Origin of the sequence: Extibacter muris (assembly GCF_004345005.1) — a bacterium.
In the GTDB taxonomy this organism is placed as follows: domain Bacteria; phylum Bacillota; class Clostridia; order Lachnospirales; family Lachnospiraceae; genus Extibacter; species Extibacter muris.
Genome location: NZ_SMMX01000007.1, coordinates 116,036 through 139,315 on the forward strand (window position 1 = coordinate 116,036; position 23,280 = coordinate 139,315).

Here is a 23,280-nt window from a genome sequence, read left to right on the forward strand (position 1 = left end):
ATATATTATATTCCCCTTTATTATTTTAATCAACACATAAAACACACTTTATTTAACAAAAAGTGTTAAAATAAAGTGTGTTTTATCATATAATCCAGTTATTAAATTCCCTCTGCCCTGACTTTTGCAAAATAGACTCTATACAGGCAGACTATCCCGTACGCACAGCGCCCCGTATCCCACCTGTGGGTTGGGGTATACGTCAAATCCGGGCAGCGGCCTTGCTCCCCTTCTCAGATATGCCTTCACCTTCTCCCCATAGAGGTATGGGTCATTTCCTCTTACAACGCCCCATTCCATCAATAGCGCGGCACTTCCCGCCACAAATGGCGTAGCAAAAGATGTGCCCGTAAATGATGCATACCCGCCTCCGACTGTTACGGTGGTCACATTTACACCCGGAGCCACCAGGTCAGGCTTAATGAATCTGCGTTCGCCTCTATAGCCCCGCCCTGAAAATCCCGCATATGTAAAATTCAGGGAGTTGTATGCGCCAACCGCTATCGCTCTGCTCGCAGTAGATGGTATGGTCATCGTCGTGTTGTCTGTAGGAAAAGAAAATCCGGTTCCCCGGTTCAGCACGTTTTCGCTTGGCAGCCACATCTCATATAATCCCGATACCACTTTTGACGGGGACAATACGATCCTCCATATGCCGCTGGATATATAGCTCTCTGTCGGAAGCATGTCAATGAATATCTCCTGGGAAATGCTGTATGGGCTCGGCTCACCATAGTATAGAAGAATCTCTGTCTGCCCGGCTGTAAACCTCTGGGGGCCAAGGATCTCCTGAAACGGACCTACCCGGATGCCAGAAGGTGATATGAGCGATATATCTGCCACATCCGTGTATGCCTTCCATATCTGTACGTTCAGGGCTGGCTGGTTCTCCTGTACCGCCAGCTCGACCACAGTGTCCTGCCCTTCAACCAGTATGCCGGAAGTATGCCCTGCACTCGCCGCCTCATTGCCGGTACCGATACTGATGCTGCTTTTCCACAGATTTGATATGTCATCGATAAAACGCTCCAGCAGCGATGTACCGTCGTGGGCGCCGTATGTATTTCCAAAGCTGATGTTGACAGCCACCGGCATCTGGAACTCCAATGCTTTTTTGATGACATAATCTATACCCTGCATGAGCTCCGTCGTTCGGGGGAAGCCGTCCTTTCTCGGACTGGCCAGCTTGACAACGAGCAGTTCGCTCTGCGTCGCCACCCCTCTGTACTGCCTCCCTCTGCTGCCCCGCCCGTTACCTGCTGCTATACCGGCTACGGCCGTCCCGTGTCCGGAAGTGTCCCGGCTCGGCACGGCAGCTCTCATCCCTGCTTCGGAGCCGGCGTTCAGCGCTTCATTTATCTGTTCTGCGCTGTATTCCACGCCGATGGCATATCCTTCCGGCGACAGCCCATTTTCACCTGGTACCACCGACTGGTCCCACAAAGCCCTGATTCTCGTCGTTCCGTCTTCATTTCTGAAGTCTGCATTGGCATAATCGATACCAGAATCGATGACTGCCACGAGTGTGCCTTGTCCGTACAGGGAAAAACGGGCCTCCTGCACTTCATCAATACAGGATACCCGTCTTCCATTGGCAACTTGAAAGAATAACCGTTTAGGCTTTTCTATATACTCTACTTGTACAAGACTGGTGAGAGCTTCGATAAGGGACTCCCGTATCGTTATCACCGCGTACTCATTCTGCAGCTCTACCACCTGGTCTGCAAGTTCTCTTACTGCCCCAAGGTCACCGGAGTATTTGATGATCAGGTCCCACTGCCTGTCTACGGGGTTATACCCTACGTCCAGTTCCAGCGACCTCTCTCTCTCCTCTTCTGTAGCATCTAACGCAAGATTTAACAGATTATCTGCTTTCTGACTTGTCATACGCTACCTCTGCCTTCCATATTGTTATTTCATAAATTCACACTCCAGATAAGGAGCCAGCTCAACCGGGATGAAATATCCCTTTTCATATCTGCACGTAGGGCATACTTCCGGCACACGTTTTCCGCGGTAGATATGTCCACAGTTCAGGCACATCCATGCCCCCTCGCCTTCACGCTCATAGTAAGTGTTGTTCTCCAGCATCTCGGCGAGCTTGCCGAAGCGTTTCCCATGAATCGCCTCTATATCTGCAATCTGGTAGAATGCGGAAGCCGCCTCGTGGAAACCTTCCTCTTTTGCAGCATCTCCGAATACCTGATACACATCCTCATACTCCTGCATCTCATTGTGCTGCGCTGACCGCAGAAGATCCGCCAGGCTGTCTGAGTGGTCTATCGGGAAGCCTCCGCAGATATCAATGGTCTCCCCTGACAGGCTCTTAAGTAAGCTGTAATATCTCTCTGCATGTGCGCGTTCCTGGTCTGCCGTAAATAAAAATATCTCGCTGATAGAATACATCCCCTGTTCACGGGCTGTCTTCGCTGCAATCGTATAACGGTTGCGTGCCTGGCTCTCACCTGCAAATGCCTTCATCAGATTCTCTTTCGTCTTGCTTGTTCCAAATTCAATAGCCATGTCACATACTCCTTTTCACTTTTATTACTAGTATGTACCATGGCTGGTAAATTATTCTTTTTTTAATTAAATCCTATTATTCTTCTGGCCACGCTGTAGACGAGGGAGGATATCTTCCGGCCGGACTTGCCCGGGAGGTTGATCGTCTGCCCGAGTATGCCATACCTTATCTTCATATAAGTCTTTACATCCTTCTTCTTAAGGTACTTCCACAGTTCCTTTTTCTTCTCCAGATTTTCTTCTTTCTTAGAACGGATAAGAAGTATGGAAGAGACGGTCATCATTATCGCCAGATAGTTGATCATATACTGGCGGAGCTTCTTGCTCGTAACATTTTTCAACTGGTACATTTCTATCATGGTTTTCGTCACAAATATCTGCTGGTCTACCCGGGCGATCATATTCTTTTCATTGACCGACTGGTCTTCCCGTCCGATAAAATAGCGGTAGAAATCCACATCCAGATAATATATCCTCCGCACGTGAGGGAGCGGATAGTATACATAGATATTGTCCACATAAAACGTATGCTTCGGAAGCCTCATCTGTGACAGCTGAAGCATCGCGGTACGATATATGACAGAGTGCATCAGTATATACTGGTCGAGGCGGAAGTGCCCGATATCATCCCAGCGGAATATCTCATCTTTGGGCAGGACATTTCTGTAATGGACACATCTCTTATGGGCCACGCCGACCTTCTCGTAGACGTAATTTGAGACGAGCATGTCCACTTCCTGGTCGTCCTCTTCCAGATCCCTGAGCAGCTTCAGTATCTTGTGAAGCGCCTCCTCGTCTACCCAGTCATCGCTGTCTACCACTTTAAAATATTTACCCTGTGCGTTGCCAAGGCCCGAATTCACCGCGTCTCCATGTCCGCCGTTTTCTTTATCCACAACTTTTATAATCGTCGGATATTTCTCCGCATATGCATGTGCGATCTCAGATGTGCGGTCTTTGGAGCCGTCGTTCACGATTATGATCTCTACATCCTCTCCGCCAGGGAGAATGCTCTCAACCGCATGTTCCATATACGCTTCAGAATTATAGCATGGTATGGCAAATGAAATATATTTCATCTTGTCTGCTTCCTTTCTTCATCAACTGTTTATTAGTATAATGCATTCTTCCGCTTTTTCCAACCTGATATTCGCAAAAAATTATACTACAGATTGTAAAATCTCTCGTTTTCCGATATAGTAATTACAAAGAATTGGAGGAAATAATATGAAGAAAAACATCATTATAGGACAATCAGGCGGACCTACCGCCGTAATCAACGGAAGCCTGTACGGTGTCGTGGCCGAAGGAGTGAAGCAGACGGAAAGCGTGGGACAGGTCCTCGGCATGATAAATGGAATCGAAGGATTCCTCCAGGGCCGGTATATGGATATCGGGGCGCTGGACGCGACGAATGAGCTGGAGCTGGTAAGGACGACACCGGGGGCATATCTTGGCTCATGCCGCTACAAGCTGCCTGAAGATCTGGCAGACCCTGTGTATCCCGAGCTGTTCAGGAAATTTGAGGAAAAGGGCATCGGATACTTCTTCTATATTGGAGGTAATGACTCCATGGATACGGTAAGCAAGCTCTCCCGCTATGCCGCAGGAATCGGCAGCGATATCCGTTTCATCGGCGTGCCGAAGACCATCGATAACGACCTTGTCGAGACGGACCATACTCCGGGATATGGAAGTGCCGCCAAGTATGTCGCGACTACGGTCCGTGAGATTGCAACAGATGCCACGGTATATGACAACAAGCAGTCTGTCACCATCGTGGAGATTATGGGCCGCCACGCAGGGTGGCTTACAGCCGCCAGCATGCTGGCACGGAAGTTTGAGGGGGACAACCCGGTTCTCATCTATCTTCCGGAAGTTGCATTTGACCAGGATGCATTCGTAGAGAAAGTAAAAGAGGCGCTTAAGACCACCCCGAACCTCGTCGTGTGCATCTCTGAAGGCATCAATGACGGCAAAGGCACCTTCATCTGCGAATACGCAAGCGATGTCGGTACAGACACGTTCGGACACAAGATGCTGACCGGATCAGGAAAGTATCTGGAGAATCTTGTAAAAGATAGAATCGGGGTCAAAGTGCGTTCCGTAGAGCTTAACGTATGCCAGCGCTGTTCCTGCGCCCACCTCTCAAGGGTAGACCTGGACGAGGCCGTGAATGCCGGCATCTACGCCGTACAGGTAGCACTCGGTGGCGAGACCGGCAAGATGATAACGTTCATCCGCAACAAAAGCGTGCCGTATGAACTCTCCTATGGAACGGCAGACGTCAATATCATCTGCAACAAAGAAAAACCCGTTCCGGATGAATGGATCATCAGCGAAGGCTCTGATATCAGCGGAAAGTTTATCGATTACGCAAGACCTCTTACGCAAGGGTACGTAGAACTGCCGACAAAGAACGGAATACCATTGTTCGCTTACCGGAAATAAAGCAAATGGGGGTTTAGTGAAGTGGGCGCCGATGGGGAGGTAGGGGGCAGATGCCACCCGGCTCCCCACCCGCAGCCACTTTATTTAGCCAATTTATTTAAACCACCCACTCGTATCTGCCTGTCTCATCTACTTGATAGAAGTCTGCATAACTGATGCCGAAGATGTCTTTTTGTATGCCGCTTATGTCTATTCTGTTCTTTATGAGGTACTGCCATGTGCCTGCGTTAGAGATATCTCCCTGGAGCAGTATGCCTTCTATCTTTCCTTGGCGAAGGATGGCTCTTTTATACTGCCTGCGGTCTTCTTTTATCTGAACCTGGTCGCCTTCTTCCTCTCTTATTCTTCCGACGCACAGTGTCACGAGTCCAAAGAAGTTGATGGTATTTTTGGCAGCAAATGTATCTGTGTACATTTCCGGGATACCGCACATATTTTTGCCTGCCACCCGGCCCTGTTCTGTGGCGTTGGGCCATATTCCCGAGAGGCCGGTGATGTCTCCTGCAGCGTATACGCCGGGCTTGTTCGTCTGCATATGCGTGTCTACCGTCACACCCCGTTCACAGGCGATGCCGCTGCCTTCCAGGTAAGCTGACGAGGGCCTGACCCCTGCCGCCACGATAACCAGGTCGCACGGAATCTCTTCACCGTTATCCAATGTGACTTTGTGAATCTTACCGTCGTGCCCACATACTGCTTCGCTGGCCTTTCGTCCTAAGATAAAGCGTACTCCGGCTCTTTCAAAAAGCTTCTGGTAGGCTTCTGCCGCATGGTCATCAAGCTGCACGGGCAGTATCTGGGGTGCCATCTCGACTATCGTTATCTTCTTTCCCTTTTCAAGCAGGCCGTAAGCCGCGTCCAGACCGACAAGACCTGACCCGATGACCAGAACCTGCTCTGCGTGTCCGGCCTCCTTTACAATGGCCTGGGCATCGCTTAGATTCCTGAGGCCGAATACATTGGACGCTTTTCTCAATTCACCGACCGGCGGACTAAAGCTGTCGGCCTCATTTGCCAGAAGAAGCCTGTCATAGCCCACCTTTTCGCCCGTCTCCAGTACGATCACCTTCTCTTCCGGACAGGCTGCACATACCTTTACACCTTTCATCCAGTTGATATCGAACTTATCCCAGAAATTATCTTCCGTAAAGTCAAGCTGCACTTCGTCACGCTCTCCTGCTATATATTTGTGAAGCATACATCTGGAATGTATGTACGTGTCTGCAGAGATTACAGATATCCTGGCAGAACCGTCTTCCTTCCTGATTGTTCTGGCGGCTTCCAGCCCTGCTGTCCCCGCACCGATAATCACGTATCTCATTCTTGCACCTCCTCTACGAATATGGCTTTCTTCGGGCAGGAGGACACGCAGGACGGATCTCCCCCGGCATTCACGCAGAAGTCACATTTGATTACCTTGCTCTTGGTCACTCTGTCGGGCTTAAGCACTCCAAACGGGCAGTTCATGACACACATAAAACAGGAACCGCACCTGTTCTCATCGTAAAACACATGCCCGCTCTCAGGGTCTTTTTTAAGCGCTCCGCTCATGCATGACTTTACGCACTCCGGCTCGGTACAATGGCGGCAGAACAGTGGTCTGTAATTGCCCTGTTGATCCTTCAGAATAAAATTTCTCTACTCGTTCTCAGGGTCTGCCAGGTCAAGGTCATATATCGTACCTTCCGTTTTTCTGTGAGCCTGCATACAGGCCGCGGAGCAGTTCTTACAGCCATCACATTTTTCACAATCAATCATGATACGTTTCATAATCACCGCCCCCTTCTATATGTGCAAACCGAGTCGTTTTTCCATTACGATCTTCTCTAAGATATCCGCGGATTCTTTCGCGTCTCCATTGATTAGCACCTGTCCCCCAGTCAGCTGCTTCATATCTTCTGTCAGCACCTGTACTGCTGTCTTGCTGCCCGTCACGAACGGTGGAAGGCCAAGATGGAGGGGAAGGCCGAGAGCCAGGCCGTAGCATCCGTCTGCCAGTGCCTGTTCCTCCAGCCACTGGGCTGCGGAAAGTACAAGCGGAAGTTCAGGCAGGTCTACCCCAAGCTCTTCTGCGAGCTTAGTTGCCACGATCTCCAGACGACCGATGGCAAGGCACGGACCGAAATTCAGGACCGGAGGTATCCCAAGCTTTTCACAGACAGCCCTAAGCTTCGGACCGGCAAGCTGTGCCGCTTCCGGCGTCATCAGGCCGCAATTCTCAATCCCTCCTGAAGAACATCCTGCCGTCAGGACAATGATATCTTTTGCAATCAGCTCTTTCACGAGATCTACAGTCAATACATCATGTCCCCCTGCCGTAAGGTTGGAACATCCCACAACGCCGGCGACGCCTTTGATGTCTCCAGAGACAATCAGGCCAATGAGGGGCTTCCAGCTGCCCCCGAGGAAATTCTTAAGCGACACTTCGCTGACTCCGGTCTCAAATTCCTTGAGTTCCGCATTTGCCTTCTTCGCAACATTGTCGATACATATCTGCTTAATCTTCAGTTCGTCGCAGATTGGCTCAATGCCCGGCAATGTACAGTTGAACTCAGATATGACGGCATCGATACCGCCTGTAGCCAGAATTGCCTCGCTCGTATAATTATTCCCTGCGTGGCCGTCAAAAATCTCCGTGTAATGCGCTCCCCGAAGCTGCAGATATTGCCCCACGCATGTACAGCCTACCAGCTTAAATCCTTTTGCCCCGGCCCTTCTTGCCTTTTCCACGACATCCGCGTCGGTCAGCCGGTCCTGAAGAAACGTAAACATAGAGTGCTGGTGCCCTGTTATCATGATATTGATATAATCCGGATCAATTACCCTCAAGCCTACAGGTGCAAATCGGATTTCCGGCTCTCCAAGCACGATGTCATTGAGCAGGTTCGTAAGCACCAGTCCGTAGATTCCGGTTGAAATACCAAGTTTCAGGCAGTCAAGCAGCATGTTGACCGGATCCGAGTTCAAGTTCGTCGAGCACTTGACCACCCCATGGAACACCTCGGATTTCGCGCCGCCCGGCAGTATGCCCAGCTCCTTCCACCTGGCATAGCGGGGTCCATAGGCCATCTTCTCTTTAAGCCTCATCTTCTCATATTCCGGCAGATACAGATCTTCCAGCACCGTTTCCGCTACCGCTTCTGCTCTTTTGTATACATCAGCCTCTTCTATGCCAAAGATGGATGCCAGCCGGTCCAGTGTAGCGATTCCCTTGATGTCCCCTTTCGTCTTGGCAACATTCTTTACATTGAGAGCTGTATTCTCTACGATATGTATGTAACAGCCGGAACCTGAAGCAACCGCCCTCAGAAGATTTCTCGTCACGATCGTATCTGCATCCGCACCACAGATTCCTCTCGGAGCTTCCGGCGAGATACGGCACGGGCCATTGGCACACAGCCTGCAGCAGACGCCCTGCAGCCCAAATGCGCACTTCGTACTCTGATTTTCCACGCGGTGGTGTGAAGTCTCGACAGGAAGTCCTGCGATATACCCTTCCAGCGGCTTATCCGCACTTTTACACGTGTTACAGCCAAAACATTGATTCATAGTCTTACCTTCTCGATACTTGATTAATTTAGTCCACTTTAATTTTATAAAAATTCTCCCCCGCCTCGGAGGGATTATTTTTTCTATATTTAAAACAGATCCGAAAGCGTACGGGCCTTTAATTCTCTCACAAGGACCCTTTGTATCTCGGCCAGTTCCACATGCACCTTGCACGTATTTCCACCCGTGTTCCTCCTGCAGGACTTTCTGAGGCACGGCATAATTACCGGTTCTTCGTCCACAGCAGTTACCACGTCATATAACGTGAGCTCCGAGAGGCCTCTTCCCACTCTGCACCCGCCGGACGCGCCCCGCTCGACATCCACGATTCCCGCTTTCTGGAGCTTGCGCACTATCTTATATGCAAATGCTTCCGGAATCTCTTCTTCCTGGCATATATCCTTCATCGTGTGCTTCTCTCCGTCCTTCATCGCACGGAGCATACGAATGGCATAATCATTTTCTCTTGTCAAAAGCATATGTCCACCTCTTTGTTAAAATATTAGCATACTGGATATTTTTTGTCAACTTTTATCTTCCATATACTGGCACACATTACAAGTCACAAAATAATCGGGAAGGGGTTTTTGATTGCTCCCATCCCCGATATATCAACAAGATGCTATATCCTGGCCGTTCCACTTTTAATTGCAGCGTCTGCCACCGCTTTTGCAACCGCATCTTTTACCCTTGCGTCAAAAGCTGCCGGTATGATATAGTCTGCATCCAGTTCTTCGTCGCTTACAAGTCCGGCCAGCGCATATGCCGCCGCCACCTTCATCTCGTCATTGATATCCGATGCCCTGACATCCAACGCACCCCTGAATATGCCCGGAAATGCCAGCACATTGTTGACCTGGTTCGGAAAATCGCTGCGGCCTGTGGAGACCACCGCCGCACCGCCGGCCTTAGCATCCTCCGGGAATATCTCCGGAACCGGATTCGCACAGGCGAATACGATGGCATCCTCCGCCATGGTACCGACCATTTCTTTTGTCAGCGTCCCGGGTGCAGAAACGCCGATGAATACATCCGCACCTCTGATAACCTCTTCCAGCGTCCCCTTTACGCAATTGCCGTTCGTAATCTCAGCCATCTCCTGCTTGATCGGGTTCAGTCCCTCTCTGCCTTTGTAAATTGCGCCCATACGGTCCGTCATGATCACGTTCTTCACACCAATGCTGATAAGCAGCCGGATGATGGCAATACCTGCCGCACCTGCACCACTTGTCACAATCTTGACATCTTCCATCTTCTTACCAACAAGCTTCAGCGCATTAATCAGCCCTGCAAGCGTAATGACCGCGGTACCGTGCTGGTCATCATGGAAGATTGGGATGTCGCAGCGTTCCTTAAGCTTCTTCTCGATCTCAAAACAGCGGGGAGCGCTGATATCTTCCAGGTTGACACCGCCAAAACTGCCTGCAAGCAGAGCGATGGTATTGACAATGTCATCCACGTCCTTGCTCCTGACACACAGCGGAATGGCATCCACATCCCCGAATGCCTTAAAAAGCACACATTTGCCTTCCATCACCGGCATGCCCGCCTCCGGTCCGATATCCCCAAGCCCAAGCACTGCCGTCCCATCTGTCACGACCGCCACCGTGTTCCACCGGCGGGTAAGGTCATAGCTCTTGTCGATATCTTCCTTGATTTCAAGGCACGGCTGTGCCACCCCTGGTGTATAAGCCAGGGAAAGAGCCTCTTTATTATCCACTGCTGCTCTTGCCGTCACCTCTATCTTGCCTTTCCACTCATAATGCAGCTTTAACGATTCTTTTGCATAGTCCATGACATTTCCTCCATCATCTGATACTGTTATGTATATTTATTTTTCATATGTATATTATAGGGTAGCGTTTTAAAAATAGCAACCGAATGATTACACCAGATGTTTCAGCTTTCTGCGGACAATAGCATTCTCTTTCCTTTGCCATCCGTACAATCGTTCATAGTTTATTCATTTATCATTCAAGAAACTTTCACTTCTTTAACATTGTTTCTTCATACGTGTACCTTATACTAAGATTATCAAATGAAGAACAAAGACGTTTGATACCGAACAAACCAACTGTCTAGTAGTAAAATACTATTTTGAATAAACTTTTTCATAATACATGCCAGGGGCCGGCTGCCGGTTCCTGGCATCCTCCCTTTTATGCAGGCTTAACCTGTCAGACACGCTTATGATCTGCAAGAACCGCCGTACCTGTTTACAGCGGTTCTTCTTAATGTATTGTATTATTTTTTCCACTTCCGGTAACATGCAATGCCTGCCGCAGTACCAGCGGCAGCAGTAAACAGAATCAGTACGGGCCCTCGCTGCACAGCTCTGCCATCTGGCCTTCCTTCTATCTCTTTGACAGATTTCCCCTCCGGCACAAATCTTTTCTTGACAGGCTTGATAATCTTCTCAAAAATGGTCTCCTTCTTCACAATCTCAAATCCCAGGTCAGCTTCCGACCGGTTTCCTGCCTTATCACATGCCTTGACTTTCACAATATGTTCCCCGTATTCCTGCACCGTATACTGGTAGACTTTGCTGCGCGCATTTACCGCCTGCTCTTCTCCGTTAATCCATATCTCTTCAATCCTATCGTTTTTATTTTCCAACAGCACTTTAAACGTGCACGCTTCTTCATATTCTCTGCCTTCCTCTACATCGGCGAATACAATCTCCGGCGGTGTCCGGTCTATTATAAACCGCGCGCGTGCCTCGGCCCTGTTGCCTGCCGCATCCACAGCCTTGACCTGAAACGTGTGGACGCCTTCTGTCTTTACTTTCTTCCCCGGTGGATACATCTTACCATCCAGCCTGATTTCATACGCGTACGTGGTAAAGTCTTTTATGGTTTCCTCCAGCGTATGGTTCCACCGGAACTCTCTCACAAACCGGCCATCCAGTTCATCTACGAACCGTATCACAGGATTCTTTTTATCAACGATGACCTGTGCCGATTGGCTTCTGACAAAGCCCGCACGGTCTGAGGCCGTCAGTTCCATCTTATATATGCCGTCCTCGCTCAGCCGCTGACGCATGACGCTGGCCTCCTCCTCGCTCAGCCATTCATTTTCAGGAAGCTCCTCCACATCTCCTTCCGGACTCTCTCTCATATTTCTTACCGTGACCGAATCTAATATGTTGTCATCCTCTGCACGGAAACATACCTCTGCCGGACGGCTCGTTATCATATAGTTGTCAATACCTTGTATCGCTATAACCGGGGGTGCACTGTCAATATACATCCTCCGGGACACTTCCTTTTTATTTCCAGCTTTATCGACAGCACACACTGTTACGGGAACCCCGTTCCCCTGTATGGATTTCTGGCTGATAAGAAAGGCGGCCTGTGCATTTGTCGTCGTGCCGAGCAGCTGCTTTCCTGCATATGCTGATATCTGTTCTATCTGGCTGCCCTTTTCCCCATCCCTGCACCTTACGCTGAGCAAAGCCTCCCTCTGGTACCATGCATCCAGTCCGGACGGTGCCCAGAGCTGAATATCGGGGGCGGCTGTGTCAACAAGCACTTGTTTGCTGCATTCAGAATCTTCCACCTTACCTCCATCTTCGTCTTCCATCCAGACATATATGCTGTTCCCGCCTTCCTTGAACTTTTCCGGACCGATGCATGCCCTGTCTCCGCTTTTCGCCAGCTCTCCCTGCACAGTCCCTCCCTCTCCGTCCATAAAACGGAATTTGGTGACTCCGTATTCACTGACATGAATGATCTCTATCTTTGGCAATGTCACATAATAGCCACTCTTTCCATCAGGGCCGGGACAATTGAACTCGTACTTCTCTATAGGCTTTTCCGGCTCCTCCGGTTCCTCTGGTTCCTCCGGCCCTTCTGGCCCTTCCGGCCCCTCTGGCTGTTCCGGCTCCACTCCCCCCTCCGCATCTCCGTTTTTCTCCGTGCCTGCTTTGTCTCCTGTCACCGAGATGCCTCCGGCCTTTTCAGCCATGTCTTTTGCCAGGCTTTTTGACTCCTGCGCCGAACCTGTGGCTGATACTGCAAAAATTATTATAATTATTATGGTTATCTCTTTTATCTTCCTACCCATACTTCTTCCCCTTCCACCTGGATGCCATATTCTCTCTGTAACTTCTTAAACTCTTCCGTCTCTGCCAGTTCCGGCATATGTGTGATAGATGCCTTTATTGTCTCCGCGCATACATTGCGGTCTACCGATGTATCCTTGCACTGCAAACGGATATACAATAGCCGGAGCCTAGAGGAATCCGGCAGCTCCTCCATACCTTTTCTGCAGCATTCCCATGCCTTTTCCATCTCACCGCCTGCTTCCCGCAGAAGCGTCATCTTAACAAACAGTTCCTCCCTGTTTCCGGCCTCTTCCTCATGCTCAAGCATTCTCTCATACATGGATACTGCCTCCGGCTCTTTCTGCATTTCCTCAAAGGATACCGCCATAAGCTCCATAATCTCCTTGTCCGTCTCTTCCCGCCCTCCCTCGCCGCCAGAGAGGCTTAAGTACACGTCCCCCAAGCGGACGATATCCGAGTCTGCCTCTTTTGTACCGAGTAATGAATATCCCTTTATGAGCCCATGGACACACTCCCGCTCCCTTCCTTCAGGGATATCATCTTCTGCGCGCTTTAGCGCTGCTGCCAGTGCCGGCACAGCGGCATTCACCGCATCTTTCTCCATACATCTGGCAATCATCGCATAGCAGTCTGCTCCGTACCGGCCTACCTCTTCCAGATAGCCTGCCGCCTTTGCATATTCATCCAGCTCCAGAAGGCAGACCATACCCATGTCGAATTTCAGGAGGTCACTGGTGCCGTCGTCTTTTCTCTTTATTTCCGACTTGTCGGACGGGCTCTGGCGGACAGTATCCTCGTTCTGCTCTCTGCTGCTCCCTGAACTACGGAAAGGTACGCCCCGTATAGCGATGCCTGCCGCCGCAATTATAACGATGGCCGCGGTAATCAGCACCTGCTTCTTGAAATGTAATGGTTTTGTTCTGCATATTGGAAAATGTCTCTGGATATCTTCGATATTTCGATACGTGTGTTTGGACTGCCTGGACAGGCATCTTGATATGATTTTTCTTAATTTTCGCGTTTCCCTTTTCGTAAGCTCAGGAGCAGGATCCGTGACCGACAGCATATACTGCCATGTCCGTCCCAATCCGTATATATCCAGCCCAATGGTAGCTTTACGATATATATTTTCTTCCGGCGGAAGGAAATTATCCCGTACCGCCTTCCTCTGCATCTTTCTGATAAGCATCTCGCTGGACTGCGCGCCTGCATCGAGCAGATACAGCTTTTCCCCGCCGCTTATGATAATACTGTACGGATTGACATACTGATAGCATGGCCGGCCTCTCAGCCTGTGAAACAGCTGCAGCTGTCTCATAATCTCATACATCCACGAAAATAGCTGTTCCTTGGGGATATTGGGATGGTACTTCAGCCACTGGATCAAACTGCTGCCCTGCACAAATTCTGAGCTGACATAGCAGGAACGGTTATGTTCTATCAGGCGAAGCACATCAAAGCCCACTGATGACATAGAACCACCTCTTTTATTCTACTTTTGCTACTGTTGGAAATCTTCCGGCAACACCCGGAGGGAATAAAAAGAACTTTAAAAATACTGAGATATTATAGAGTAATACATATGATAACCGATTCTGTACAAAAACACAAGCCCCTTTTCCATTTTTCTCCACAGCTTCGCGAGAACAGAAATATTATTGTTCGTAAGCCAGGCCGCCGATGGGAAGGCTTTGGCTGTGTCAGCATAGTGATAAGGGGCCAAGCAAGCTAAAGCCCTTTGACGAAAAGAAATCCTAATATAAGAAGAGCCGGAATCAGGTACGGGGATGTCATATTTGATAACATCCCCTGCCAGGTTCCGGCTCTTCTTGCAGCAACGGCGTGCACGCCTCGCTTTAAGCGCATAACAAAGGCATTTAAAAAGCTCCATAGTAAAACGGATTGGAAGCTCGCTCAAACCGTTCCATCGGCGGCCACAGATTTCTTCTATGCACTGCACATATTTAACTTGTTATATTTTGTCATTCATCTCACGCAGCCAGCGGTCATCCGCTGGCTAGTAACGCCACACGGCCGCCCTCGCCCTTGTTAAGTGAAGTAGATAGCGGGCGGGGAGCCGGGTGGGAGATGCGCAGGTGTAAGCGGGAGAGGCGGAGAATCCTTTCCGTATCCCTTATCCTGCGGGATGTAAGCCGCTATCGGCGCGCATTCCGGAGGGTTAGGGATACGTGAAATAGTCGGAACCTCGGACGCATCGGAGCAGATGCCACTCGGCTCCCTGACCGCAGCCACTTTACTTAAACCCCCAGTTACTCCTCAAAGCGTAATCCCTCCTCTTATCTTCTTACCAGCTCTATCGGACGATATAGGTGCCTCGGGATACCATCTACCATAACCGGTGACACATCGCCCTGGATGAGTGGCCTTACGTAAGAGATGAACTCATTTGTAACATACGTTCCTTCCTTGTTCACCCATTCCCTTGGAACAAGCTTCTCGTCATTTGCAATCTTATGCACATCTTTTACTTCTGTTCCGCACTGGTAGGGATCGTCTGACAGCCTCTGGAGTACGACCATCTTCCCGGAGTCCCCTTCATCCGCTGCTTTGACGGCCGCGCCGCCTACCTGGTAGGCTTCGAGTATATCAACACGGGACGCGGCGTGCGATGCAGAACGCTGCAGCGTGCTGAGTTCTATAGCCCGCGTCTTGCAGCCAAGCTCGCCGGCAATATAGTTCGCAAGATATGCTGCTGTTCCAGACAGCTGTTTGTGTCCGAATGCATCTACAAAATCTACGCTGTTGCCAAGCTCACATACATATTTGCCTTCTTCTGTACGGATACCTTCTGAAATTGCAACTACGACGGACGGCTTCTTGCCGAGCAGCTTCTGCACCTTCTCCCCAAACTTCCTGATGTCAAACGACAGCTCCGGCAGATAGATGAGATCAGGCCCTTCGCAGTCTTCTCCTTTGGACAATGCAGCCGCGCCAGTGAGCCATCCGGCATTACGTCCCATGATCTCCACTATCGTAACAAGACCTTTGTTATACTCCAGGCAGAAGCTGTCCCGGATAATCTCTTTCATCGATGTACCGATGTACTTTGCCGCACTTCCATATCCCGGGGTGTGGTCTGTCAGCGCCAGGTCATTATCTATCGTCTTAGGGCAGCCGACGAATCTGGTCGGATGTCCCGTGATGATCGCGTAATCAGACAATTTTTTTATCGTATCCATAGAGTCATTTCCGCCGATATAGATAAACGCTTCTATCTCTAATTTATCAAGAATGGAAAATATCTTTTCATATACTTCCCTGTCCTCATGGATTTCCGGCAGCTTAAATCTGCAGGAACCCAAAAATGCAGCCGGTGTCCTTTTTAGCAGCTCTGCATCCAGTTCTGTCTTGATGTGGTCCGCAAGATCGATATAACGTTCTTCCAGCAGTCCCTGTATACCATGAAGCATACCGAATACTTTCTTGGCTCCACGGTCCTTTGCCGTGCGGTATACGCCCGCAAGGCTTGAATTAATGGCCGCAGTCGGCCCCCCTGATTGTCCTACGATAACATTTTTTTCCATAACTGATTCCCTTCCTTTACTCTGTTCTGAGGTCGATAAGACTATTTTAGTATATTTTTATATAATTGTCTATAAAAATGAAGTTTTCTTGGGCACATTAACAGTCGCCACTACGTCAATTCCCGTTTCTGCTATGTTCTGTACGACCACGTCTCCTATGTTCACGGGAGCTTCTGCCGCCACCCCCTTCAACTGCCTCGCGCATTCCATCAGCCTGCCTTTTGGAATTTCCTTCTGCGTCTTTACCGACACACGCGGAAGCTCTCCCCCGATCACTTCCACCGTAGACGTCAGCATACGCGTCGGATTCTGAACTTCCGTCTGGGCATACGCATAGCCGCGCATACATGAATTGCCCATAACGTCCAGAATCTCCCCGTCTTCTGCCTGGACTTTCAGGGCGCAGCCGTTAGGGCAGACGATGCAGGTCATCTCTATTGTCTCCATGCTCTGATTCTCCTTTTACAAATTCTGCGGCATATCTCCCGGCTTCTGCCGCTTCCCGGGATACGTTGTCCACAAGGTCGTGGACATGCAGGACATTGCCGCACGCGAATACGCCGGGCACCGTCGTCTCCAGCTGTCCGTCCACCTTCGGGCCATTTGTCCGTCCATCCATGGCTGCACCGAGTCCTCTTGTCAGCTCATTTTCAGGAATCAGCCCTACTGACAGAAGCAGCGCGTCACAGCGGTACTCTTCCTCTGTTCCCGGTATGGGCTTTTTCTGCTCATCTACTTTGGCCAGCGTCACGCCTTCGATATGTTCTTTCCCTTTGATATCCACGACTGTATGGCTCAGCTTCAAGGGAATATCATAATCTTCGAGGCACTGCACGATATTCCGCTTCAATCCGCCGGATTCCGGCATAATCTCTGCTACTGCTTTCACCCTGGCTCCCTCCAGCGTCATTCTCCTTGCCATAATCAGGCCGATGTCTCCAGATCCCAGAATGACAATTTCCTTTCCCGGCATAAATCCTTCCATATTCACCAGCCGCTGTGCCGTTCCGGCCGTGTAGATTCCTGCAGGCCGGTACCCTGGAACATTAAGGGCGCCCCGCGGACGTTCTCTGCATCCCATGGCAAGTATAACCGCGCGGGCGCAGAGATGCCTCATCCCATCACGGCTGTTCATTGCAGTGACTATCTTTGTTCCGTCATCCTTGCTTTCTATATCCATCACCATCGTGTGAAGCCGGTATTCTATCTTTGCGGCGTCGATTCTTGCAATATAGCGGTATGCATACTCCGGTCCGGTCAGCTCCTCTTTAAACGTGTGGAGCCCAAATCCATTATGTATGCACTGGTTCAGTATTCCTCCAAGTTCACGGTCCCTCTCCAGTATAAGTATACTTCCGATTCCCTGTTCTCTTGCAGACAGAGCGGCCGCAAGCCCTGCCGGGCCCCCGCCGATTATCACGATGTCATACTCCTGCATGTAGCGCTCCTCCTATAACCTTTCCTTAACTCTGCCTGTAAGCATGGTTGATTTTCCCCCGGACTTCGTTACATCAAGCAGGCCCACTCCGAGTTCGCGCGCCAGTATCTCCATCACCTTCGGGGCGCAGAATCCACCCTGGCACCGCCCCATTCCAGCTCTTGTACGCCGTTTGACGCCATCCATCGTCTTTGCCCCAAGGGGCCTTCTGACTGCATCCAGAATCTCTCCTTCTGTTATCATCTCACAGCGGCAGACAATATTGCCATAAGCCGGGTCTCTTTGCATAAGCTCATTTCTTTCTTCGTCCGACAGCGTATCCGGCCGCAGGATTCCCCGCCGCCTGGCGATATGATCCTTCTTCTTATGGAGGGCAAGCCGGTCTGCCACCATCTCTGCAGCCATCTCGCCGATGGCCGGACAACTTGTCAGGCCGGGTGACTCGATGCCTGCACAGTCAAAAAACCGCTCCGCAGATTCTCTGATTATGAAGTCTCCCCCTCGTTCATGAGCCCGTAATCCCGAAAAAGAAGTGATGACCTGCACGAGAGGTACATCCCGGACTGCCAGACCACTTTTTTTCCGCACTTCCTCCAACCCGTCCAAGGTAGTCTTTGTCGCCTCCTTGTCTTGAATGTCCTGCGCGGTCGGCCCTGCAATCAGGTTTCCGTGCACCGTAGGGGTGACAAGCACCCCCTTGCCATATGCACCGGGCACGGTAAATATCGTCCGCCTTACGTGCGCGCCTGCCGGCTTATCCATCAGCATATATTCGCCTCTTCGCGGTGTAATATGTATCTTATCGCTGCAAATCATATTGTGGAATACATCCGCATACACTCCCGCAGCATTAATGACGACTCTTGTCTCATAGGTGCAGCCTCCCGCGACAACCTCATACCCGCTTGCACTTCTCCTGATTTCCGCCACCTCTGCCTGGAACCTGAAGTCTACGCCATTTGCACACGCATTTTCTGCCATGGCAATATTCAGTTCAAACGGGCATATGATGCCGCCGGTGGGGGCATACAGCGCCGCAACTGCAGCTTCTGAAATAGCAGGCTCCAGCTCACGCACTTCATCACCGGAAAGTATCATCAAGCCGGGCACTTTGTTCTTTTGCCCATTCTCATACAGCTGTTCCAGCTTTCCTCTGTCCCGTTCGTCCGTACATACGACGAGCGAGCCGTTGCGCACGAACGGTATGTCCAGCTCTTCTGCAAGCTTATCCATCCGTTCATTGCCGCGGACATTAAGCTTCGCCTTTAAAGTTCCTGGAACGGCATCATGTCCCGCATGGACAATGCCGCTGTTGGCCTTAGACGTCCCGCAGCATACATCCTCTTCCCGCTCGAGCACGCAGAACTTTCCTTCATACATGGACAGTTCCCGCGCGATTGCGCTGCCGGTTACTCCGGCTCCTATAATTACTGCATCATACATCATACGCCTTCCTCTTCCTCGTCTTTGGCCCAGTCATATGCATACGTGACTGCCTTGTTCCAGCCTTTGATTCTCTTCGTCCTCTCTTCTTCCGCTATCTGAGGTTCAAACGTCCTGTCTATCGCCCAGTTCTTTACTACCTCTTCTTTATCTTTCCAATATCCGACTGCAAGCCCGGCAAGATAGGCTGCCCCCATAGCCGTCGTCTCCACACATCGCGGCCGGTTGACCGGCGCCCCGCTCAAGTCCGCCTGCGTCTGCATGAGGAAGTCATTGGCGCTCGCCCCGCCGTCTGCTTTCAACGCGCTCAGATGTATGCCTGAGTCAGCCTCCATGGCCTTCAGCACGTCATTCACCTGATAGGCCAGCGATTCCAGTGTCGCCCGGATGATATGATACTTGTTCACGCCCCGCGTCAGCCCTACCATCGTTCCCCTTGCATACTGGTCCCAATGTGGTGCACCGAGCCCTGTAAATGCAGGTACCACGTAACATCCGTTCGTATCCGGCACTTTCTTCGCCATATATTCGGAATCCGCCGAGGAGTCGATCAGCCGCAGTTCATCGCGCAGCCATTGGATGGCCGCGCCGGCTACAAATATAGATCCCTCCAGAGCGTAGTATACCTTGCCGTCCAGTCCCCATGCAATGGTCGTCACCAGGCCGTTCTCTGAAAACACCGGCGTTTCACCTGTATTCATAAGCAGAAAGCATCCGGTGCCATATGTATTCTTCGCCTCTCCCGGCAGAAAACATGTCTGCCCGAACAGTGCTGACTGCTGGTCACCCGCCGCTCCGCCTATCGGTATGGCCCCGCCTAAAAAGGAGGCATCCGCCTCTCCGTATACGTAGCTTGACGGCTTCACATCCGGCAGCATGCTTCTTGGAATGCCAATCAGTTCCAGAACCTCCTGATCCCATTCCAGCGTATTGATATTAAACAGCATCGTCCGCGACGCATTGGAATAATCCGTCACATGGACCCGGCCTTTTGTCAGCTTCCATATGAGCCATGTCTCTACCGTACCGAACAGCAGCTCGCCCCGCCGGGCACGTTCTCTCGCCCCCTGTGTATGGTCCAGTATCCATTTAATCTTTGTAGCTGAAAAATAGGCATCGATCTTCAGGCCTGTCTTCTTCCGGAAAAGCTCTTCCAGTCCCTGCTCCTTCAGGCTGTCGCAGTATTCTGCTGTACGCCGGCACTGCCAGACGATTGCATGGTACACCGGTTCACCGGTAATCCTGTCCCATACGATGACCGTCTCCCTCTGGTTTGTAATCCCGATGGCAGCAATATCTGCTGCCTCGGCTCCAATCTTGCTCATGGCTTCTACAGCCACTCCGAGCTGCGTAGACCATATCTCATCCGCGTCGTGCTCTACCCACCCTGGTCTTGGGAAATACTGGGTAAATTCTTTCTGGGCTACGCTGCATATCCCACCCTTTTCATCAAACAGGATGCATCGGTTGCTCGTCGTCCCCGCATCCAGCGCCATTACGTACTTTGCCATATAATCACCTCTCAATAGTCTTTGATGCCTGTATCCATAAGCAGATTATAACACAGCCGGACCTCTTGCTCATTATAAATTTCCGGCTGCTCTTACAGAGAGCCAATCCATGCTGTTTTGTCTGCATCCGGTAAATCAGGCGGCCGGTGTCAATGAACCGCCGCCATTTAGTTCGACCGTTTCCCCGTCCAGCCATTCGTTTGCGCTGTCTGATGCATCATAATATATGTTATGGCCATTAGAAACTATATTTTCCAGATCCTTGTCCTTGTCAGTGATTGACGTTAGATAAGAATCTCCGGCAAGTTCCCACCTGGAATCTTTATCCAGGCTGATCCGCACTTCTTTGCCGGTATTCTCACCATTGACCGTACCCTTTAAGATACTTCCTTTCGTAAGGCTGACTTCTACCGTACTTATCTCATCGCACGCAACGTCACCGATGAGTCTCTGGTTGATTCCGTTCAGTTTGAAATTACCGCCGTTGGAACCTTCTCTTCCCCAGTTGTTCGTATTGTTTCCAGAAGCCCTGACAAGAATATCGCTGTTATAAGTCAGCTCTGTATTTTCAAGCGTAGCTTCCGCGTCCGTGTTGGTAATGTAGAACATCGGTCCCGAAGACGTAGAAGACAGCTTAGAGTCTGAAGCGGAGAACTTGGCGGTCCCTTCCGCCGCATCTCCTGACGTGCTCTGATAGAGCATGACGCCGTTCTCGCCGGCACCTGTCAGATCGCATTTTTCAAGGGTGATGGAATTCCTGCCCTCTACGACAGCCGCCTGGCTTCCTGCTGCTGTTCCTGTCACCCCTTTTACTGTAATGTTTCCTGTAGAGTAGACGCACGGACTTCCGTCCCCTGCGGCTGAAAGCGTACCGCTGTCCACTGTTATCGTCCCTTCTCCGCGGTCTGTGGCAATCGGAGCGCAATGCGCTCCTTCGGTAGTTATGTCAACATTGGTCGCTATCACACTGCCACCGTAGGTGGCATCCAGCCCTCTTGACGAGTTCCCCTTCGTATGAATCTTTACGTTATTTACGGTAATCTTTGAATCTTCTCCCGTAGCGAATATTGCATTCGATCCTTCTGCATCCGACGTCAGCGTGATATCGCTCATCGTTGCTGTGCTTCCTTCGGATGCAGCCAGGACTGCATTAACGGCGTAAAAGTTACTCTCATCTGCACTGCTGCTGTCGCCGGACTTTTTAAGCACCGTGTTCGTAAGCTCAAGGGCTCCTCCGTTTTTAACAAGCACGGCATTCTCATCTGCATTTGTAGAAGCATACGTCTCTCCATCCGACATCTCTTCTTTTCCATCAACCGTATACACACCAGAAAGTTCAATGTTTCCAGTAGTTGATTCTGACATGCTGCCCCTGTTCTGAATCGTAATGCTGACTGCTTTTTCTCCCTGCATCTCTACAGATGCGATATCCCCTTCCTGGAGATCATCCAGGGACGCCTCTTTTGTATCTGCCTGTGCGTCAGCATCCTTCTTGGCATCATCTTCATTCCCAGGTTCTGCACCTTTTGCGCTCGTCTTTTCTACCTTTGTATCCTTGTCGGTTGTAATTGTCTGCTCTTCTCCTGTCAGGGTAATCCCTCCCGGACCGCCCTGCGGCATATCTCCTCCACCAGGAGCTTCGCTGTCCGGAGCTTTACCGTCTGATACAGATTCTTCATCCGGCTTTTCCGGGGGAGTTCCGCTGCCATCTGATGATTCTCCGTCTGTCGGAGCTGTTGCGGGCGCCTCTCCGTCCGGCTTATCTCCTGACGGGGCCTCTCTCATCTCAGGCTCTTCTGCGAGTGCCAGCGTAATCTTATCTCCGTCTATTTCTGCAATCTCCCCATATAATGTCTCTGTCTTTTCTTCCGTACTGCCCTTCTGGCATCCCGACACGACCATAGCGGCCATGAGCGTTCCTGCCAGAACACAGACAACTCTTTTCTTCATACATTTCACCCTTTCTGTCGCAGTTATAATCCTGTGCCGGCGCGGCACACGGACACAAATACCTGCCCGCGCCGTACTCAGTAAATTCAACATATACTATATACGGATAATTTGGTAAAAATATGATGATAGTGTGTTTTTTCTGTGTTACGGCTATGCAGCACGGTAGCAGGCTATCCTCTCAGGGTTGCTATCAGTCGCATGTGGTTCAGCATCAGCTCAAGCCCTTCTTCAATCGAGCGGACACATACGTCCACTTCCCTAATCAGTTTGCCGCACATACCTTCCGAATCCATTACAGCGATGGATAACGCTGCCATCCTGCACATGAGCTGGTCATTTCTTCCATTCCCCATGCATGCGCAGCTTTCCCTTCCAAGAGATTCCACAATCGCATCTTTGGCTGCCATCGCATTCCCGGATGGGAAAGTCTCTATCTTCACAGGCAGTCCGGCACATTCTTCTTCCGCACTCCCATATGTATCTGCCGTCAGCACATAGACCTCGACTTGCTCCGCCAAGGCTTTAATCTGTTTCCTCACTCCCTGTGGAATCTTTCCGTCCACTGCAATTGTGCCGTTGTAATCGAGTACCAGATACTTCAAGTCTAACACTTTGTAATCAGGAATATCTATCTTCATTTCAGGCCTCCTCTTTGTCATATCATAATCAATCAGTTTCCTAACATTTTACATTATTTTTTGTATGAATCCAATACATTTTTATAGTACTGCCCACTTTATTTTCACCGGCCCTCCGCTTTGACATTTACCGGCAAATCCGCTATAGTTGTAGCGATATCAG

17 protein-coding genes and 2 pseudogenes are annotated in these 23,280 nt (G+C 50.4%); 1 reads left to right on the forward strand and 18 read right to left on the reverse strand.

Annotated elements, in window-relative coordinates; all coding sequences use genetic code 11:
* Window positions 1–138 precede the first annotated feature (138 nt).
* The 3 genes from E1963_RS10230 to E1963_RS10240 form a co-directional block, all read right to left on the reverse strand.
* Window positions 139–1,887, reverse strand: a complete 1,749-nt coding sequence (locus tag E1963_RS10230; RefSeq protein ID WP_132277699.1) for a S8 family peptidase — start codon at window positions 1,885–1,887, stop codon at window positions 139–141.
* A 24-nt stretch (window positions 1,888–1,911) separates the two neighbouring features.
* Window positions 1,912–2,523: a rubrerythrin gene (gene rbr / locus E1963_RS10235; RefSeq protein ID WP_132277701.1), complete on the reverse strand. Its 612-nt coding sequence runs from the start codon at window positions 2,521–2,523 to the stop codon at window positions 1,912–1,914.
* Between the two features lie 62 nt (window positions 2,524–2,585).
* Complete coding sequence (locus E1963_RS10240; protein ID WP_132277703.1) at window positions 2,586–3,602, reverse strand: glycosyltransferase family 2 protein; 1,017 nt, start codon at window positions 3,600–3,602, stop codon at window positions 2,586–2,588.
* 148 nt (window positions 3,603–3,750) lie between these two features.
* On the opposite strand from E1963_RS10240, the gene E1963_RS10245 reads away from it, so the two are divergent.
* Window positions 3,751–4,974 (forward strand): 6-phosphofructokinase, encoded by a 1,224-nt coding sequence (locus E1963_RS10245; protein WP_132277705.1) that lies wholly within the window; start codon window positions 3,751–3,753, stop codon window positions 4,972–4,974.
* A gap of 97 nt (window positions 4,975–5,071) precedes the next feature.
* Here E1963_RS10245 and E1963_RS10250 read toward each other — a convergent pair whose 3' ends face one another.
* From E1963_RS10250 to E1963_RS10325, 15 genes and pseudogenes are all read right to left on the reverse strand, one after another.
* Window positions 5,072–6,295 carry an NAD(P)/FAD-dependent oxidoreductase gene (locus E1963_RS10250; RefSeq protein ID WP_132277707.1) on the reverse strand — a complete coding sequence of 408 codons (1,224 nt, stop codon included), beginning with the start codon at window positions 6,293–6,295 and terminating at the stop codon, window positions 5,072–5,074.
* A pseudogene (locus E1963_RS10255) lies at window positions 6,292–6,744 on the reverse strand (4Fe-4S dicluster domain-containing protein). Before E1963_RS10255 ends, E1963_RS10250 begins: the two are co-directional and overlap by 4 nt.
* A gap of 15 nt (window positions 6,745–6,759) precedes the next feature.
* Entirely contained in the window at window positions 6,760–8,523 is a 1,764-nt protein-coding gene (locus E1963_RS10260) for a carbon monoxide dehydrogenase (RefSeq protein WP_132277709.1), read from the reverse strand.
* Window positions 8,524–8,612: 89 nt separating this feature from the next.
* Entirely contained in the window at window positions 8,613–9,002 is a 390-nt protein-coding gene (locus E1963_RS10265; RefSeq protein ID WP_132277711.1) for an RrF2 family transcriptional regulator, read from the reverse strand.
* A 143-nt stretch (window positions 9,003–9,145) separates the two neighbouring features.
* The gene (locus tag E1963_RS10270) at window positions 9,146–10,318 is read right to left on the reverse strand and encodes an NAD(P)-dependent malic enzyme (protein WP_132277713.1); all 1,173 of its coding nucleotides are present in this window, start codon (window positions 10,316–10,318) and stop codon (window positions 9,146–9,148) included.
* A 449-nt stretch (window positions 10,319–10,767) separates the two neighbouring features.
* On the reverse strand, window positions 10,768–12,588 hold the full coding sequence (locus E1963_RS10275) for an Ig-like domain repeat protein (protein WP_167482174.1): 1,821 nt from the start codon (window positions 12,586–12,588) through the stop codon (window positions 10,768–10,770).
* The gene (locus E1963_RS10285; RefSeq protein WP_132277719.1) at window positions 12,573–14,063 is read right to left on the reverse strand and encodes a serine/threonine-protein kinase; all 1,491 of its coding nucleotides are present in this window, start codon (window positions 14,061–14,063) and stop codon (window positions 12,573–12,575) included. The genes E1963_RS10275 and E1963_RS10285 overlap by 16 nt, the downstream gene beginning before the upstream one ends.
* A gap of 575 nt (window positions 14,064–14,638) precedes the next feature.
* The gene (locus E1963_RS10290; protein ID WP_132277721.1) at window positions 14,639–14,842 is read right to left on the reverse strand and encodes a hypothetical protein; all 204 of its coding nucleotides are present in this window, start codon (window positions 14,840–14,842) and stop codon (window positions 14,639–14,641) included.
* A 44-nt stretch (window positions 14,843–14,886) separates the two neighbouring features.
* Window positions 14,887–16,134: a 6-phosphofructokinase gene (locus tag E1963_RS10295; protein ID WP_132277723.1), complete on the reverse strand. Its 1,248-nt coding sequence runs from the start codon at window positions 16,132–16,134 to the stop codon at window positions 14,887–14,889.
* A gap of 69 nt (window positions 16,135–16,203) precedes the next feature.
* The gene (locus E1963_RS10300; RefSeq protein WP_132277725.1) at window positions 16,204–16,581 is read right to left on the reverse strand and encodes a DUF1667 domain-containing protein; all 378 of its coding nucleotides are present in this window, start codon (window positions 16,579–16,581) and stop codon (window positions 16,204–16,206) included.
* Window positions 16,565–17,572, reverse strand: a pseudogene (locus E1963_RS10305) (NAD(P)/FAD-dependent oxidoreductase); the annotation flags it as partial. The pseudogene E1963_RS10305 and the gene E1963_RS10300, both read right to left, overlap by 17 nt.
* A gap of 12 nt (window positions 17,573–17,584) precedes the next feature.
* Window positions 17,585–19,015, reverse strand: a complete 1,431-nt coding sequence (locus E1963_RS10310) for an NAD(P)/FAD-dependent oxidoreductase (protein ID WP_132277805.1) — start codon at window positions 19,013–19,015, stop codon at window positions 17,585–17,587.
* Window positions 19,015–20,526 (reverse strand): glycerol kinase GlpK, encoded by a 1,512-nt coding sequence (gene glpK, locus E1963_RS10315; protein WP_132277729.1) that lies wholly within the window; start codon window positions 20,524–20,526, stop codon window positions 19,015–19,017. The genes E1963_RS10310 and glpK overlap by 1 nt, the downstream gene beginning before the upstream one ends.
* A gap of 135 nt (window positions 20,527–20,661) precedes the next feature.
* On the reverse strand, window positions 20,662–22,476 hold the full coding sequence (locus E1963_RS10320; protein ID WP_132277731.1) for a hypothetical protein: 1,815 nt from the start codon (window positions 22,474–22,476) through the stop codon (window positions 20,662–20,664).
* Between the two features lie 173 nt (window positions 22,477–22,649).
* Window positions 22,650–23,117: an HAD family hydrolase gene (locus E1963_RS10325; protein ID WP_132277733.1), complete on the reverse strand. Its 468-nt coding sequence runs from the start codon at window positions 23,115–23,117 to the stop codon at window positions 22,650–22,652.
* Window positions 23,118–23,280 lie beyond the last annotated feature (163 nt).

Coding starts and splice junctions, on each gene's coding strand:
- E1963_RS10320 (WP_132277731.1), bottom strand. CDS start 22,476: ATGAAGAAAAGAGTTGTCTGTGTTCTGGCAGGAACGCTCATGGCCGCT.
- E1963_RS10295 (WP_132277723.1), bottom strand. CDS start 16,134: ATGGAAAAAAATGTTATCGTAGGACAATCAGGGGGGCCGACTGCGGCC.
- E1963_RS10230 (WP_132277699.1), bottom strand. CDS start 1,887: ATGACAAGTCAGAAAGCAGATAATCTGTTAAATCTTGCGTTAGATGCT.
- E1963_RS10285 (WP_132277719.1), bottom strand. CDS start 14,063: ATGTCATCAGTGGGCTTTGATGTGCTTCGCCTGATAGAACATAACCGT.
- rbr (WP_132277701.1), bottom strand. CDS start 2,523: ATGGCTATTGAATTTGGAACAAGCAAGACGAAAGAGAATCTGATGAAG.
- E1963_RS10245 (WP_132277705.1), top strand. CDS start 3,751: ATGAAGAAAAACATCATTATAGGACAATCAGGCGGACCTACCGCCGTA.
- E1963_RS10310 (WP_132277805.1), bottom strand. CDS start 19,015: ATGTATGATGCAGTAATTATAGGAGCCGGAGTAACCGGCAGCGCAATC.
- E1963_RS10240 (WP_132277703.1), bottom strand. CDS start 3,602: ATGAAATATATTTCATTTGCCATACCATGCTATAATTCTGAAGCGTAT.
- E1963_RS10250 (WP_132277707.1), bottom strand. CDS start 6,295: ATGAGATACGTGATTATCGGTGCGGGGACAGCAGGGCTGGAAGCCGCC.
- E1963_RS10325 (WP_132277733.1), bottom strand. CDS start 23,117: ATGAAGATAGATATTCCTGATTACAAAGTGTTAGACTTGAAGTATCTG.
- E1963_RS10265 (WP_132277711.1), bottom strand. CDS start 9,002: ATGCTTTTGACAAGAGAAAATGATTATGCCATTCGTATGCTCCGTGCG.
- E1963_RS10275 (WP_167482174.1), bottom strand. CDS start 12,588: ATGGGTAGGAAGATAAAAGAGATAACCATAATAATTATAATAATTTTT.
- E1963_RS10300 (WP_132277725.1), bottom strand. CDS start 16,581: ATGGAGACAATAGAGATGACCTGCATCGTCTGCCCTAACGGCTGCGCC.
- E1963_RS10270 (WP_132277713.1), bottom strand. CDS start 10,318: ATGGACTATGCAAAAGAATCGTTAAAGCTGCATTATGAGTGGAAAGGC.
- glpK (WP_132277729.1), bottom strand. CDS start 20,526: ATGGCAAAGTACGTAATGGCGCTGGATGCGGGGACGACGAGCAACCGA.
- E1963_RS10260 (WP_132277709.1), bottom strand. CDS start 8,523: ATGAATCAATGTTTTGGCTGTAACACGTGTAAAAGTGCGGATAAGCCG.